The organism is Gilvimarinus polysaccharolyticus, assembly GCF_001187555.1.
Taxonomy (GTDB): Bacteria; Pseudomonadota; Gammaproteobacteria; order Pseudomonadales; family Cellvibrionaceae; genus Gilvimarinus; species Gilvimarinus polysaccharolyticus.
The window spans coordinates 1636502-1651436 of sequence record NZ_LFIJ01000001.1; the positions used below are offsets into that span (position 1 = coordinate 1636502).

15 protein-coding genes are annotated in these 14935 nt (G+C 47.0%); 7 read left to right on the forward strand and 8 right to left on the reverse strand.

Annotated features, from left to right (window positions below):
• The first annotated feature begins 64 nt into the window (after positions 1 to 64).
• On the forward strand, positions 65 to 1162 hold the full coding sequence (locus GILYN3_RS07120; RefSeq protein WP_049722195.1) for a DUF1570 domain-containing protein: 1098 nt from the start codon (positions 65 to 67) through the stop codon (positions 1160 to 1162).
• A 62-nt stretch (positions 1163 to 1224) separates the two neighbouring features.
• Here GILYN3_RS07120 and GILYN3_RS07125 read toward each other — a convergent pair whose 3' ends face one another.
• The 7 genes from GILYN3_RS07125 to GILYN3_RS07155 all read right to left on the reverse strand — a co-directional run bounded on the left by GILYN3_RS07125 (position 1225) and on the right by GILYN3_RS07155 (position 7481).
• Positions 1225 to 2568, reverse strand: coding sequence for an NfeD family protein (locus GILYN3_RS07125; protein ID WP_157484865.1), 1344 nt, complete (start codon positions 2566 to 2568; stop codon positions 1225 to 1227).
• The gene (locus tag GILYN3_RS07130; RefSeq protein WP_157484866.1) at positions 2525 to 3496 is read right to left on the reverse strand and encodes a slipin family protein; all 972 of its coding nucleotides are present in this window, start codon (positions 3494 to 3496) and stop codon (positions 2525 to 2527) included. Before GILYN3_RS07130 ends, GILYN3_RS07125 begins: the two co-directional genes overlap by 44 nt.
• Positions 3493 to 4446: an SPFH domain-containing protein gene (locus GILYN3_RS07135; protein ID WP_049722197.1), complete on the reverse strand. Its 954-nt coding sequence runs from the start codon at positions 4444 to 4446 to the stop codon at positions 3493 to 3495. Before GILYN3_RS07135 ends, GILYN3_RS07130 begins: the two co-directional genes overlap by 4 nt.
• 60 nt (positions 4447 to 4506) lie before the next feature.
• On the reverse strand, positions 4507 to 5001 hold the full coding sequence (locus GILYN3_RS07140) for an NfeD family protein (RefSeq protein ID WP_049722198.1): 495 nt from the start codon (positions 4999 to 5001) through the stop codon (positions 4507 to 4509).
• A 272-nt stretch (positions 5002 to 5273) separates the two neighbouring features.
• Positions 5274 to 5681, reverse strand: a complete 408-nt coding sequence (locus GILYN3_RS07145) for a CBS domain-containing protein (protein WP_049722199.1) — start codon at positions 5679 to 5681, stop codon at positions 5274 to 5276.
• Positions 5682 to 5791: 110 nt separating this feature from the next.
• Entirely contained in the window at positions 5792 to 6664 is an 873-nt protein-coding gene (locus tag GILYN3_RS07150) for a hypothetical protein (RefSeq protein WP_049722200.1), read from the reverse strand.
• A gap of 169 nt (positions 6665 to 6833) precedes the next feature.
• Positions 6834 to 7481, reverse strand: coding sequence for a glutathione S-transferase (locus tag GILYN3_RS07155; protein WP_084005172.1), 648 nt, complete (start codon positions 7479 to 7481; stop codon positions 6834 to 6836).
• A 203-nt stretch (positions 7482 to 7684) separates the two neighbouring features.
• Here GILYN3_RS07155 and GILYN3_RS07160 point away from each other — a divergent pair, with 203 nt between their 5' ends.
• Both GILYN3_RS07160 and GILYN3_RS07165 read left to right on the forward strand, forming a co-directional pair.
• Positions 7685 to 8332 carry a DsbA family oxidoreductase gene (locus tag GILYN3_RS07160; RefSeq protein WP_049722202.1) on the forward strand — a complete coding sequence of 216 codons (648 nt, stop codon included), beginning with the start codon at positions 7685 to 7687 and terminating at the stop codon, positions 8330 to 8332.
• 17 nt (positions 8333 to 8349) lie between these two features.
• Positions 8350 to 8709, forward strand: a complete 360-nt coding sequence (locus tag GILYN3_RS07165; protein ID WP_049722203.1) for a DUF4112 domain-containing protein — start codon at positions 8350 to 8352, stop codon at positions 8707 to 8709.
• A 342-nt stretch (positions 8710 to 9051) separates the two neighbouring features.
• Here the strand turns inward: GILYN3_RS07165 and GILYN3_RS07170 are convergent, their stop codons facing one another.
• A complete protein-coding gene (locus GILYN3_RS07170; RefSeq protein WP_049722204.1) occupies positions 9052 to 9477 on the reverse strand; it encodes a hypothetical protein in 426 nt (141 codons plus the stop codon).
• A 631-nt stretch (positions 9478 to 10108) separates the two neighbouring features.
• Here GILYN3_RS07170 and GILYN3_RS07175 point away from each other — a divergent pair.
• From GILYN3_RS07175 to GILYN3_RS07190, 4 genes are all read left to right on the forward strand, one after another.
• Positions 10109 to 10624, forward strand: a complete 516-nt coding sequence (locus GILYN3_RS07175) for a Csu type fimbrial protein (RefSeq protein WP_049722205.1) — start codon at positions 10109 to 10111, stop codon at positions 10622 to 10624.
• 110 nt (positions 10625 to 10734) lie between these two features.
• Positions 10735 to 11421, forward strand: a complete 687-nt coding sequence (locus GILYN3_RS07180; protein WP_198147297.1) for a fimbrial biogenesis chaperone — start codon at positions 10735 to 10737, stop codon at positions 11419 to 11421.
• A 25-nt stretch (positions 11422 to 11446) separates the two neighbouring features.
• On the forward strand, positions 11447 to 13786 hold the full coding sequence (locus GILYN3_RS07185) for a fimbria/pilus outer membrane usher protein (RefSeq protein WP_049722207.1): 2340 nt from the start codon (positions 11447 to 11449) through the stop codon (positions 13784 to 13786).
• Positions 13783 to 14787 (forward strand): Csu type fimbrial protein, encoded by a 1005-nt coding sequence (locus tag GILYN3_RS07190; RefSeq protein WP_049722208.1) that lies wholly within the window; start codon positions 13783 to 13785, stop codon positions 14785 to 14787. The genes GILYN3_RS07185 and GILYN3_RS07190 overlap by 4 nt, the downstream gene beginning before the upstream one ends.
• The last annotated feature ends 148 nt before the right edge of the window (positions 14788 to 14935 follow it).

Below are 14935 nucleotides of genomic sequence, written 5' to 3' on the forward strand. Positions count from 1 at the left end.
ATGTGCCGAGAGAAAAGAGTTACAAGAGTAAGCTCTTACAGGATCACCCAAAAAGGAGATAAAAATGATAAAACAAGGTATTACCGCACTATTGGCTATTGCTACCTTCAGCCTTGCGATGACCGTATCGGCAGGTGAGGTTGATGTTAAAAAATTGAGCAAAACAAAATGGCTTAAGCTTGAGACAGCTAATTTTAGTGTTATTACTGACGCCAACGAAAAAAAAGCCCGCCAAATGGTGGACGAACTGGAGCGGTTTCGTCATTTTATGGCATTACTGCTTGGCTATACTCAAAAAGACTCCAGCATCAAAACACCGGTGATTCTGGCTAAGAAAAAAAGTACCCTGCGCGCGATGGGCATACCAAGGGACTATGCTGGGGTCTTTATTAAGCGTAGCGACGAAGAGTATGCCATTTTTGCCAACGCCCGACGTTTTAGCAGCGCCAGTAGCGGCAAAAGCAATTGGGGACGATTAGTTGTACTGCATGAACTAGTACATTTACTAATTAACAACTCTTCCTTAAACCTTGCCAGTCCGCCTTGGTACAACGAAGGGATTGCCGAGTATTTTGGTACCTACATGGAAAAACGCGGCAACATTGTGCTCGGAGACGTGTCGCTATTGAAAAATCGTTTTCGCTCCATGATAGACAATATGGGCCGTGCCGAGAGTGTCGATACCGAAGCACTGTTTAAAACCAAACAAGAAGCCCTAGGTATTACAGACGAGAGATCTCGCGATCAACATGAATTCAGCGCAAAATTCTATGCCCGATCCTTTGCCGTTGTACACTACCTAAATTCTGATACCAAGCTTAACGATAAGTTATTTCGTTATTTACATTTAATTAACAAAGGATACTCAGTGGATGAGACGTTTAAGCATGTGTTTGAAATGGAGTTTTCTGAAATGGACAAGCTCGTCGATGATTACATTAACAGCCGATATGTAATGGGCCGAGTATTTCCGATGGATGTAGAAGGTGGAATAAAATTCCCAGAGTTTCACCATACAATAGTATCCATCGACCAACGTGAAGCTACAGAGTTTCTAGTATCCAAAATTGCTATGTTTTCGGAATCTTTTCTCGGTGAGGGCAACCGTGAGAAAATGCTTACCGATATTAAAACTATATACCCAGATGTGAATCAGCAATAACTCTTAGAAAAAACCGAGGGCATAAGGCATGCCCTCGTATAGCCTATTATTCTCAAGCAACATTAAGCGGGCTCGACCACTAAACACCCGTCATCGGTTTCGGCCACCACTACAATAGCATCGCCGTGGTGCAATGGTTGATTGGTCTTCGCCGGCCAGCGCTTATCATTCACCAAAACATAACCATCTTGAGTGAAGTTCACCATAGCCTCGCCCTGCTTGCCTACCAGCGACTTCCTTCTGATTGGCTTGCCCGACAAGCCCCGACCAATCAGGTAAGTTGCCAGTAAAATAGCGGCACTAACGCCCACACCAACCGCTAACACGGTATTGCGGTACTCTGCCGTTAAAGGCAAATCAAACAAGTTTAACCCTCCCAGTACAAAGGCAATCGCCCCGCCTATGCCCAGCACGCCCAAGCCGGCCACAAACAACTCAGAGAACATCAGCGCTAGCCCTAAAAACAGCAAGCATAAAAAACCCATATTAACAGGCAAAGCTTGAGTACCGACTAACCCCAAAATGACCGAGATAGAACCCAGAACCCCAGGAAAAGTTAAACCGGGGCTGAGAATTTCAATAAAAATAGCGAGCATCCCCAAAGAGATCAACATATGCGCGATCTGTGGGTGGGCAATCAATGCTAATAAGCGGTCGATCATCCGCGGAGTAACCTCCACCACCGCACGACCGGCAAGCTTTAGCGTGTGCGGCTCACCGTGAAACTGAATCTCACTACCATCAAGGCTCGACAACAGTAGGGATGGCTCGGCCACCACGCGATCAATAACCTGCGCCTGTAACGCCTCAGTGGCCGTTACGCTCTGGGCCTCAGAGACAAAACGTTCTGCCAGCTCGACGTTGCGACCTCGGCTTTGTGCAATAGTACGCATCAGGGCGCGGGAATCGTTCATGACCTTTTTGGCCATAGTGCCTTTTATGTCATTGCCATCGCCAGCCACCGGCGAGGAGGCCCCTACGGTGGTGCCGTTATTCATCACAGCCACATGGGTGGACAATAAAATAAACGCACCCGCCGAAGTAGCACCCGCCCCCGAAGGCCCGACATAACCGATCACCGGTACCTGCGATTCGCCAATAACACGAACCATATCCCGCGTGCTGCTTAGCAACCCACCAGGGGTATCGATACGCACCACCAACGCGGCGGCGCTGTTAAGCTCTGCCATGTTAATGGCGTGCTGTAACACCCCAAAAGTGCCGGGGCCGATAACGCCCTGGATACTGACTTGGTAAACGGGTGCTTGGCGAGTAGCACCCTGCCCTAAAACCCAACCAGTAACGCCCATCAACACCAACAGCAAAAATACCGCTAGACGGAACGGACGCAAACACCTGCGGTTATTGCTCTGGCGTAACAACATTTGCAGAACTTCCGGTATCAATATGTAAATCCAACGCTTGCAACAGCTGGCTCATATTGGTTAGGTCGGCCGGTAAGATCACCGACGTATGGGCATCGGCTAGGTGGCCGATATTGTCGATAAACTTCTCCGACATATTGAGCTTAATAGCCTCTTCACCGCCCGGTTGGACAATTGCGTGACCAATTTTTTCCAGTGAGCTGGCCGTGGCCATAGCAAGCGATAATATTTCTGATGCACGCCCTTCTGCTTCGTTAACCAGTCGTTGACGCTCACCTTCAGAGAGGTTAATCAGCTCGCGCATAGTACCTTCAGAGGTATTGATGCGGCTCTGCTTGTCACCTTCGGCACGCGCTAAAATAGCTCGGCGTTCACGCTCTGCAGTTACCTGTTTTTCCATGGCATTTTGCACACTGTGCGGCGGTTTAATGTTCTTAATCTCATAGCGGTGCACATGTACGCCCCAAGCTTCACCCGCTTTATTTAGAGTGTCCACCACCGCTTGGCTGATCATGTCCCGCTCTTCAAAGGTTTTGTCCAACTCTAGCGTACCAATTACCGAACGAGTCGTCGTCATCGCCAATTGCATTGCCGCAAAGCGATAGCTAGTTACGCCATAAGTCGCTTTAACTGGGTCTGACACCGACATATAAATAACACCATCTACTTGCACTTGCACCTCATCGCGTGAGAAACACTCCTGCGGTGGTACATCAATGGTTTCTTCTCGTAAGTCTTGCAGCGCAATGACTTTATCGATAAACGGCGTTAAAACATGAAAGCCAGGCCCAAGGGTTGCTTTGTACTTACCCAAACGCTCAACAATCAATGTGGTACGAGTCGATACAATACGTATAGAGCGAAACAGCTGCACTATAATGGTAAAAAAGATAATGCCCCATACGGCAAAATTAAACATATCTATGGGATTCATTTGACCAGTGTTCATTGAAACTCTCCTTTTAGTGCTGCGGTGCTTCCTGCAGAAACAGCGGCGCCGGTCCCAAGGTTTTTACCTAAGGCGGTTAGTATGCCTTTGATATGGGCCAAGTCGGCGGGCAGCACAGAGATATCCGCGCCTTGCATTACCTCACCCGTGCGCCCAATAAAATCTTCAACTAAACGCATTTTTACCGCGTAATCGCCACCGGGTTGTTTAATTGCCCGAGCCACACTTTGTAAACCTTCGGCCGAGGCTACCGCCAGAATTTCAATTTCGCTGGCGCGCCCTTTTGCTTCATTAATACGCTTTTGTTTCTCGCCCTCAGAAATATTGATCGCCTCTTGACGATAGCCTTCAGAAACCAGAATCTTAGATTCTTTGCCAGCCGTAGCTAAAGTAATATCGGCCCGTTTTTCACGCTCGGCTTCCATTTGTTTTTCTAAGGTATGAACGACCTGAGCCGACGGCTCGATATTTTTAATTTCATAGCGCATGACTTTAATGCCCCAAGGATCCGACGCTTTGTCGATTTCCCGCACGATGGATTCATTCAACTTATCGCGTTCATAAAAGGTATCCCCCAAGGTGAGCTTGCCAATCTCCGAGCGCATGGTGGTTTGCGCCAAATTAACACTGGCCATTTGATAATCGCCAATTCCGTAGCTGGCTCTTTTGGCATCCATCACCTTTAAATACACCAAGCCATCTACCGCGACTTGGATATTATCTCGGGTAATACAACTTTGGGCCGGAATATCAAACACTTGCTCACGAATCTCATGGCGATAGGCGACTTTATCTAAAAAAGGCACCACCACATGAAAGCCCGGCTCTAGTACTCGCCGGAAGTTACCAAAGCGCTCCAGCACACAGGACTGACGCATGGGGACAATAATCATCAGGTTCCAGACAAAAATGCCGGCCACAATGACAAAAATGGTTAAGGCGGTAAACATGAGTTGCTCCTTGATTAAAAGTACCGGCGAAGGTTTCAACGCCGGCGATGATTATGGGTATTACTCCATTGGTTTTTCGTTTTGGTTTTCGGGCGAATCGAGAGCCTCGACAGTCCACCGTAAATTATCACGAAACACTACACGTACACGGGTTCCCGCCTCTAGCGCTTGATTTTGGTCTTGGTGATAATTCTTAGCGTTCCAAGTACTGCCACGGAACATAATGCGCCCCTCGCCACCGGGGGGAATGGTCTCGGCAACCTCTACAATCTGGTCGTAGGCGTCTAAATCCTCATCTGTTCCACCGCGCTCTACTTGGGCCGGAATAAGCTTTTGTACCACACCGCGCAAGCCGAACAGCAAAAGTAGCGATCCGACAAACCAAGCGGTAAACGCCTGTATCCAGCCGTCAATAAAGCCGGTAAAAAGCAACAGCGCAACCAGCGAAGCACCAAGGCCAAGAAAAAACACGATGCCACCAGGCAACAGAATTTCTAACACCATCAGTACAATACCGGCGATAAACCACAGGGTGGAGAGTTCGTATTCCTGCATGCAAAAGCCCAAAGATCCATTGGTTATAGTTTATGTCACAAGTTAACCTGATTGAGCCGCCAAATTCCAGCAGAAACTCTCATAACGCGGTAACTACTCTGACGACAAAGAATCTGCACCAGATATACGGCAACAAAAGACCAAAAGACACGTTACTTGCCGAAAGATCGATTTAGGTTGAAAATCACTCAGGTTCAAACGGCTAGATGCCCACCAGATCAAACCTAAGCGACCATTGTTAACCCCCTAAATGGCTATGGCTTCACTACAGGCTATCGTGGTCGGCCAATCTCTCTCATTATGTCTCGCCAAGACAAGATGCCGATAGGCCTTTGAGCTTCATTAACAATTGGAATACACGATATTTTGTGTGAATTGAAGATATCCACCGCCTCTCTTACCGTAGAATCTGCCGTTAACGATATAGGCTTGCGTGTCATTATTTGATGTGCTCGTTTGTTCAAAGAGGCTAAATCTTTAGTAGTAGCGGCTATAGTGTCTATATTTGGGCTAATCGATTTGAGCAGATCTCGATCAGAAATAACACCAAACAAACGCTCATCCTCGACCACCAGCAGGTGATGAAAACCCGTCTGATCAAACAGCTCTTTAAGCCGACTAAGTCGATCGTCCATTTTTACAACAACTACGTTTTTGCTCATTATTTTACTAATTTTCATTAACTGCCCCTTACAAATTCAGCATTAACGTCGGGTAATATGCATCGCCATAAAAACTCTTAATCTAGTCATACGTGAGCCTGACACCAATGATTTAGGTTTCTTCCGTTTCACTGTATCTGAAAATCATACCCTTGATGCCTTCGCTGCGACTCAGAGATTCGTGCCCCTCCTTCGCTAATTGCGGTTACATAATAGGTATAAAAATACCCCGATGTTAAGTTTTCCGTAAAATCCTGTAAGACTAGACTAGCATCAGTAACCTCAGGCATATCGGCCCAAGCAAAAAGCGTGTCATTCCCTAAATAGTCATTAAGATTAGCTTTTTGCTGAACCTGAACTCGATAATATGAGGCTTCGGGATAAGGCTCCCAAGCGAGTACTATGGGCTCATCAAGCGTAACAAGTTTTGTTTTTACGCGTTTCACCACCGGCTTTACAAACTGTAAATCAAGCCCTTCGCCCGGCTCACCCTCCGCCACAAGAAAACGATCAGACCTGTGCTGATTCATCGGGCTAATAATCAAGCCAGGCAAAGCACCATCTGTCGTATCACTATCCAATTGAAACCCATTCACTTGGTACTCGCCAAAGGGGACCGCAATACGGTACTCACCGGCAGCGTCAGTCGTTGCCCACTGGCTATATACCGCACTATTTAAACCAAGGCGTAACCTCAACCCCTCTACCCGCTTACCATCACCGACCACAACACCGCGGATCTCCCCAGCCCCGGCAGCAAGCACATTATTATCGATATCGGAGATATTACCCGAAGAAACACCGGTAGAGCCAAGGTAGCCCTCAACAATAGGCGGCGGCGTATTAATTTCATCACTGGCAAAGTCAGTTGAGGTAAAAGAACGACCAACGGCTTCATCAAAAAAGTAGGACACAGCTAACATTTGCACAAAAACAAATGCAATACCAAAACCTAAGCCAAACATTAAACCTTGCAAGATTTTTTTGAAAAGTCCCTTCATATTTTTACATACTCCATTTATTGTTAACTGCAATAATTAACCGTATTTATAGATAATTTTTATTGGTCTATTAATTTAGGCCGTATACCTGAATGTGTGTATTGCTTAACCGAGAGTCACAATTCGCTTATAAATTTATAGCTAGAAACTTAAGTCCGCAATTTTTATACTAAGCAGGAAAAATCACCGCGTTACTCCCCTCTTGCCACGGCTGGAACTTGGTCATACTTTGTACAAACAATGATTGCTGCAACCAATACTGCAGCCACTGCTGCAGGTTTGGGTAAGGTAGACGGTAAAATACCTCGCGATCCACATGGGCAAATTGACGAACAAACGGCATAATGCCGATATCGGCAATACTCGCATTAGCCCCTAACAAAAAGCGGTTGCTAGCCAACAAGCCTTCCAACACCTGTAAAAAGCCTTCGCCTTTTAAGCGATAATCAGCCTGGGGCATCTCGGGGTGACGATCGGCGTATTTGTAGCGATCCAGCCAGTACTTAAAATCGTTATCGTTTTGTTCGATCAAGGCGTTGGCCTGCGGCAAAATTTTTTCATCCAACAACTTTTGCGGATCTTGCTGCTCTAGCGCCCATACCATTATGTCGCGGCTCTGCTCTATTACCCTGCCACCCAGCATCTGCAACACGGGCACCGTGCCTTTCGGGCTAATGGCCAGCATCTGCGGTGGTTTGTTTTTTAATACAACCTCTCGCAGTTCTACTTGTAAGCCGGCAAATAACAAGCCGAGACGAGCGCGCATAGCATAAGGGCAGCGACGAAAAGAGTACAAACAATGGTATTTTGCAGTCATGGGGTTTGGTAATGGGCTGATAATAGTTTATGGCGGTAAGAGTAGAGTCGCTGATGCCAAGCTCTGGGTCAAGTCATCCAAGTAAAAGACAAACAAAGAGATGAACGGAACAAAACCATCCGCACCCGATCAGAGCAAGCAACCCAAACCACGTGTTAAAGTGGCAACAAGTAAAACCTTTTTAGCAACTGACAGGATTCCCTATGCACAAGATTCAGATCGATATCGTCTCTGACATCGCCTGCCCTTGGTGCGCGATCGGCTATGCGCGGTTAGAGCAAGCGATGCACAAGCTAGCACCTGGGTACGAGTTTAACGTGCAGTGGCACGCGTTTGAGCTAGACCCGGACCACAGCGGCGCGGGCGAGCCTATCCTGCCTGCCTTAGTGCGTAAATACGGCAGCACCGAGGCCGACATGCGCGCCAATCAAGATCAGATGATGCAAATCGCCACTGACCTCGGCATCAACTTTGAAAAGCTGCAAGAGCGCTTTACCTGCAATACTTTTGATGGTCACCGGCTGGTTAAATGGGCCGGCGAGCAAGGCCTACAAACACAAATGAAACAAGCGTTGTTTGATGCTTACTTTGGCAAAGCCGAAGACGTTTCCAAGCACGACGTTCTGTTGCATTGCGTTGCAAACCTTGGCCTTGATACCACGCAAGCGCGCGCAATCTTAGACTCCGACAAATACGCCACTGCCGTACGGGATGACGAAACCACCTACCAGCAGGCCGGTGTTAGCGCCGTGCCGGCGTTTATCATCAACAATAAGTACCTGATTTCTGGTGCTCAAGAAGTCGATACATTGGTGCAAGCGTTTCAAGATATTAGTGCCGAGACCGAATGAGCGAGCGAGGATGCGCAATGCCAAAAACTTCTAAAGCCGAGCAGCAAGCCATTTTGGCACGGCTGGATAAGTTCAGCCGGCTAACCGACAGCAGCATTGCGATTCCGTTTACCAACTTTCGGATTGGTGCCGAGGCCATTATAGGCTTGATACCCGTGGTGGGTGATTTAACCGGTCTGCTGCTATCGGGTTACGTCTTACTCGAGGCGCACCGCGCTGGCGCAAGCCGGTCAATAAAGCTGCGCATAATAGCTAACATGGGTATTGATTTTCTCGGCGGTTTGGTGCCTGTGGTAGGTGATGTGTTTGATGCACTTTTTAAAGCCAACACGCGCAACACACGTTTGTTAAGAAATTATTTAGAAAAACAACAGTAGCAATCGTGCAGTGATAGATGTTCGGCGGAGCAAAGACACACTTTGGATAACCCATTAAGCGATCAAATACTGACTTAAATCCAAGTATCGATTTAAACCAAAGGCACAAACAAAGTACCTTTGGTTTAACGGCGTTGATTTAACAGCGTCGGCTTAAGACAGGATTAATCGATTCAGAAGGGCTTTTGAATACCAAACTCAAAGCCGGCACTTTCATAATCATCGGCACCAAAGCATCCTGATCGTCATCCAAACGCGCCGCTGGGAGTTAACACTGTGTTGTCATAATTAATTTGTCCTGCCACTTTAACCGCCGCAAGCAAGCGCTGTGTATCAAACGCTTCACGCGAAGCGCCTCGGAGACACCCGCAGCCCTGCAAATAGCATTAATGGTAGGGACGGTATCGACAACAAAACAAATTTCAATAAACTCGCTCGCCCTGCGAAAGGTGTGGTACGCACTCCCATTGCGCCGGAACTAACACCCGCGCCTCTTGTAAAATTAAAGGTCACATAAGACGTCTGAGCGCCTGCAGGAACGTATAGATCATACTCGGTGCGCTCGGGTATAAAAAACATAGCGGCACCGTCATCACCGTCTAAATCAGAAAAACGTAAGCCTTGCTCGGGAGTGCTATAAGACAGGGCACAAAACCCCGGCGGAGTAATGCCCAACTTATGCACAGAGGCCAACTGTGTCTCTTGTACCCCTCGCTCGCAACCTACAGCCGCCGTTTCCATCTGAGCCAATTGCTTGCCAGCGCCCAAGGCGGCACTCCATCGTAACCCAAGGCTGCAGCGCGGCCTGCGTAGCGGCATCCTCGATACATGTTGAGCGGTAGTTGCTTCTATTTTGGGCGGGTAAACGTTCAGCCGTTATTAGGCACCATAATTTTAACTGCCGCTATCATACACTCAGCTTATCTTAAAGCGCTAATGTAAAATGAACGATACTGGGCTATCGCCAAGTCCTACACGTCGGTACCCGCTGACTTATAAAGCGGCTACTAATATAGAACCTAGCCTTACCCCTTCACGCCCGATAAAACCGATTCGAAATCCAAGCCTAACATGCAGTGCAGCCAGAACTTAGGACACACATAGGCATGCTTATGCAGAACAACAAACTGAAGCTAAAAAGTATTCACTAAATATAAGATTAATAAAGGCAGGCTCTTAAAGATAAAGCTCGATAGCCTTTAGCTACCTCTGTTGCTCGGTTGACTGAAGGCGCATCCAGTTGCATATTTTAAAAATACGAACCCTCATTCCGTGCATATCTAGTGTCACTACGGTGAAGCACTGCCTCACATCACAATTTATTCTTGACAGGAATCATAGCTTTACTACACTCAAAGAAAATAAAACGGATATAACGGACATGGATAAGGTGAAAAAAATGAAATATTTTAATCGTCGTATTTTTATTAACGTTATCATTAAGGCCTCTGTTCTTTGTTTTACCCCGTTAGTATTTGCCTCCTCCGAGACTGGCAACTTTGACGTTACCCTTACAATCACATCATCCTGCAGCATTAACACCGCCACCGACGGCAATGTAGCTTTTGGTAATCAAGCATCCTCGGCAACCAATATCCAAGTCAGCACGGCCTCTATAGAGGTTAGTTGCACACAAGGTACACCCTACACCCTAGCATTAAATAACGGAGCCAATGCAGATGCGACTTCGCGGCGCATGATAGGCCAAACAGTCGCTACTGATTTTGTCCCTTACGAACTCTACTTAGATACTTACACAACATTGTGGGGGGATGGCGTTACTTTTGGTGCGGTTAAAAGTGGCTTGACGGGGAATGGTACAACACAGAGCCACGCTATATATGCTCAAGTCCCTAGTGCCAACGCTTCCGCACAAGATTACAAGGACACTGTGACTGCTACAATAACGTGGTGAGCTATAATTTCACGACAATAAAGTTTCTTTTTGAAACTGCAGTGAGGCACTTGCTACAGAGGGTAACAATACTATCCCTTATGCTGACCGGTTCTATCTGCGAAGCTAATATGCAAGTATCTCCTACCCAAGTATTTGTTGTTGCAGAGCACAGCGCCTCAGGCATAACACTGCTTAACACCGGGGGAGAAGATTTATATGCACAAGTTCGTGTCTTTGAATGGCAGCAACAAAACGGCGAAGAGAAACTACTGCCCACTCGTGCAATCGTGGCGAGCCCTCCGATGCTGCAACTCGCCCCTGGCGTTAACCAACTTGTACGAATCGTACGAAATGGGGCGCCTCCCACGGATATCGAAAGCAGTTTTCGAATCATTATCGATGAGCTACCAGTAAATCTCGAGAGAGCCAAGCAAGCCACTAATAATACCCTCAGCACCCCAACCAATGGCTTACAATTTCGGTTACGTTATTCTATTCCAGTCTTTTTAGAACCGCCTAAACAAATTGCCATGCAGCCGATACTGAGCACTCAATTAATAAAAGAAAAGGACGGATATTTTTTACGCATCAGTAATGGTGGTAATAGTCATGCTCATATTACTGATCTTACCTGGAAGCAAGACCAACAGCGAATCAGTATAGCCTCGGGGCTTGCAGGTTATGTCTTGCCGGGGCAGCAACGACAATGGCGACTAGATGATAATCTAAGTTTGATTGGTGGTGGTGAATTTACAGCAAGGATAAACGGTGAGCTGCTCGATCGCACTCTTATCTCTATCACCGAGACAAATTAGTCTAACTGGAGGGATTTTTCTGGCATTGCTCACAGCTGATGTATTCGGCGAACAATATTTAACCGACCTTGAAACTCACCATTTCTCTCACGATGTTTCAGACTATTCTTCTCAAGCCGATATTACCCTGTACCTTGAGGTGATCCTCAATCAAACACGCTACCCTAGGCTGCTACCTATCATCCAACGAAACCACGAATTATTTGCCAAAGTCGGCGACCTACAACAATTAGGGTTTATCGTTAACGATGCTGTAGGCACTGACAACATCGCATTAAGCTCACTAGCCGGGCTTAAAGTAAATTATTTAGTTAGCACACAACAACTAAAGCTCACCGCCCCACTATCGTTATTATCGCTACCCGTCACCACACTCTGGGCAGACTCATCGCAGAACGCCCCTAAAGCAACAGCATCACCCGGCGTTTTATTTAATTATGATCTTTACTTCAATCAAGATAATAAACATCGTTTAGCCTCTGCCGCCACTGAGTTTCGTATCTTTGGCTTTGGCAACGGCGTCTTTAGCCATACATCAACCACTCACGCCGAGCAAGCCGAAGACAGCTCTTGGGAAAGTAAAACAGTCGCTCTTGATACTTTTGGCGAATGGTCGTTCCCTGAAAATGCAACACGCTTAGTTATCGGCGATTCTATCAGTGGCGGACTTAACTGGTCCCGCTCGCTTCGGTTTGGTGGTATTCAGTTTAGTCGCAGCTTTAAATTACAGCCTTATCGCACCACCTCACCACTGGCATCTTTTATCGGCAAGGCAACCTTACCCTCATCGGTCGAACTTTACATTGACGGCATCCGTCGATATCAATCTAATGTACCTACCGGACCATTTGAATTAAATTCCGCGCCCAAAATTACCGGCACAGGTCAAGCGCAAGTCGTAACCACCGACATTCTCGGACGCTCTACCACAATCGATATCCCTTTTTACAGTACGCAACAATTACTGGCTAAAGGTTTATCAGACTGGACGGTTAATGTTGGCGTTGCACATAAAGATTACGGTGTTCGCTCTTTCTCGTATGGTGATGAGCCGAGCGCCACAGGTAGCATTCGTTACGGATTGAACAACCAATTGACAATGGAAGGTCATGCTGAAACCGGAGGCCGCCTCATCAATGGTGGTATTGGCGCTGTTTGGCAGCCTGGCTTGGCGGGGGTTATCAGCCTTGCTCACACACATAGTGACGAGAACGGGAAGACTGGGCACCAAACAGCATGGCGTTATAGCTGGAATAACTCACGCTTTAACTTCTCTGCAGCTAGCCAGCGCACTTTTGGCAATTATCGTGATTTGGCCACCCACTATGGTCCTTTACCCTCCCGGCTTAGCGAGCAGGTCTTAGCCAGTCTATATACACCTCACTTAGGTAATATTGGTATCAGCGCAACGCGCTTTGACTATAGCGATAGCAATGAGCCGCTATCACGCTATGCTGGGGTGTACTGGAGTCATAACATCGGCGGCAGGGTTTCTCTCAACTTATCCTATAATCAAAACCTCAATGACAGTAAAGACTGTAACCTGCAATTCGGTATTAATGTCAGTTTTAACCGTGATTACCAACTCAGCACTACGGCACAGCGCCACGCTCAAAAAAATAATTATCAAGCCAGTCTACAGCGAACTTTACCCAGCGATGGCGGCTCTGGCTGGCGCCTGCAAACCGGTAAAAATAAAAACGCGACCAACGCCTCAGCCCAAGGTAACTGGCTGGGAAATTATGGCCGCATTGATGCCGGTATAGCGCATACTGAGAAACACAATACTGGATATGCCCAAGCGAGCGGCAGTCTTGTATTGATGAACAATCAAGGTTTTGCGTCACGCCGCATCAATGATGGCTTTGCAGTGGTCTCTACAGATGGCATATCAAACATGCCGGTCAAACTAGAAAATCGTCTAATAGGTTACACAAACGATAGCGGTAATCTATTAGTGTCACGGCTTAATACTTGGCAGCGTAACAGGCTGTCAGTTGATCCGATGGATTTACCTGCGGACAATACAATTACTATCATTGATAAAATCGTAACACCAAGTGATCGTGCCGGGACATTAGTGCAATTTTCGATAGAAAAAGTTCGAGCCGCCACTGTAATTTTAACCGACATTAACGGTCAGCCACTGCCCATTGCTAGCCAAGTTCAACAAACCGACGGCTCCGACAAGCTCATATTTGTTGGTTTTGATGGCCAAGCCTATATTCAAAAACTACAAGATCATAATCAACTGCGTGTGATCACGCCTAACGGCATCTGTCACGTCGAGTTTGATATTCCCAAAAACGAAAAACCAAGCAGTTACATCATTGGCCCTTTCAAATGCTTAGAGGCTGCACAATGAAGCCATCAAAAAGCATCCTCTTAGGTCTAATTTTTAGCGGGTTATTGAGTTTAGCAAACAGCACATTAGCTACGACTAATTGTAACGCCAGTGCCAGTGATCTGGTTTTTGGCAACATCAGTATGGGCGCGACACAAAATAATACAGCAACGGTCAACATCGAGTGCAATACCTTTGGCCTGTCTTTACTGGCGACCGCTCGAGTACGGATGTGCCTAAATATTGATGCCGGTGTAGCCACTAACAGCACCGTAAACGCACGAACAATGAGCACCGCATCATTAGAGCAAGTACAGTTTCAAATTTATCGCGATGCAGGACGCTATCAAACTTGGAGCAATACTGTAGCAAGCGATGTCGATATTGACCTACAGTATTCCGTTCCTGTGCTAGGTGGTTCAGGTACAACTTCCGCCATCTTATATGGGCAAATACCTGCACAACTTGCCTTGGCAACAGGTAATCATCAGAACTCTTTCGTTGGTGCACATACTCGCCTAGATTACCGTTATGCAGAACGCTTATTAGGCACACCCAGCTGGCCCACCAGCTGTACCTCTGGCGGAAATGGAGGTGGCAGCATTACCTTTCCCTTTAACGCTAATGCTACTGTTCCTGCTAGCTGTGTAATCGATGTTGTGAATAATCTTAATTTTGGCTCGACACCAGGATTAATCAGCAGCAACCAAGATCAAACCACCAATTTCAGCTTTACTTGTACGAAAACGACACCGTGGAAAGTATCGCTTGATGACGGCCTGCATGCTGTGGGCGCAACACGCCACATGCGCCTTGGAACAACAGAAAACTATGTCGAATACGAACTCTACCGTGACAGCGGCCGGACATTACGCTGGGGCAACACACCGGATGTCGACACGGTTAACAATGCCGGCACCGGAAGCAGCCAAAACCTGACCATTTATGGCCGCGTTCCCGCCCCGCAATCGCTCCCTAGTGGTAGCTATAGTGATACCGTGACCGTCACCATCACCTATTGATCATCAAAACTTATGAGTGTAGATACCCTTAAGACAAGTGACCTCTCAGCCACATTAAACAGCTTCCATATTTTAAATTACTGGGACGGGCGACTAAAATTAGCTAAACGTATTTCCACACCAAACTCCCGCTAACAAATAGACTATA

Bases quoted from the DNA above. Each gene is read 5' to 3' on its own strand.
- GILYN3_RS07120 (WP_049722195.1), top strand. From the start codon at position 65: ATGATAAAACAAGGTATTACCGCACTATTGGCTATTGCTACCTTCAGC.
- GILYN3_RS07130 (WP_157484866.1), bottom strand. From the start codon at position 3,496: ATGAACACTGGTCAAATGAATCCCATAGATATGTTTAATTTTGCCGTA.
- GILYN3_RS07135 (WP_049722197.1), bottom strand. From the start codon at position 4,446: ATGTTTACCGCCTTAACCATTTTTGTCATTGTGGCCGGCATTTTTGTC.
- GILYN3_RS07140 (WP_049722198.1), bottom strand. From the start codon at position 5,001: ATGCAGGAATACGAACTCTCCACCCTGTGGTTTATCGCCGGTATTGTA.
- GILYN3_RS07145 (WP_049722199.1), bottom strand. From the start codon at position 5,681: ATGAAAATTAGTAAAATAATGAGCAAAAACGTAGTTGTTGTAAAAATG.
- GILYN3_RS07150 (WP_049722200.1), bottom strand. From the start codon at position 6,664: ATGAAGGGACTTTTCAAAAAAATCTTGCAAGGTTTAATGTTTGGCTTA.
- GILYN3_RS07155 (WP_084005172.1), bottom strand. From the start codon at position 7,481: ATGACTGCAAAATACCATTGTTTGTACTCTTTTCGTCGCTGCCCTTAT.
- GILYN3_RS07160 (WP_049722202.1), top strand. From the start codon at position 7,685: ATGCACAAGATTCAGATCGATATCGTCTCTGACATCGCCTGCCCTTGG.
- GILYN3_RS07165 (WP_049722203.1), top strand. From the start codon at position 8,350: ATGCCAAAAACTTCTAAAGCCGAGCAGCAAGCCATTTTGGCACGGCTG.
- GILYN3_RS07175 (WP_049722205.1), top strand. From the start codon at position 10,109: ATGAAATATTTTAATCGTCGTATTTTTATTAACGTTATCATTAAGGCC.
- GILYN3_RS07180 (WP_198147297.1), top strand. From the start codon at position 10,735: ATGCAAGTATCTCCTACCCAAGTATTTGTTGTTGCAGAGCACAGCGCC.
- GILYN3_RS07190 (WP_049722208.1), top strand. From the start codon at position 13,783: ATGAAGCCATCAAAAAGCATCCTCTTAGGTCTAATTTTTAGCGGGTTA.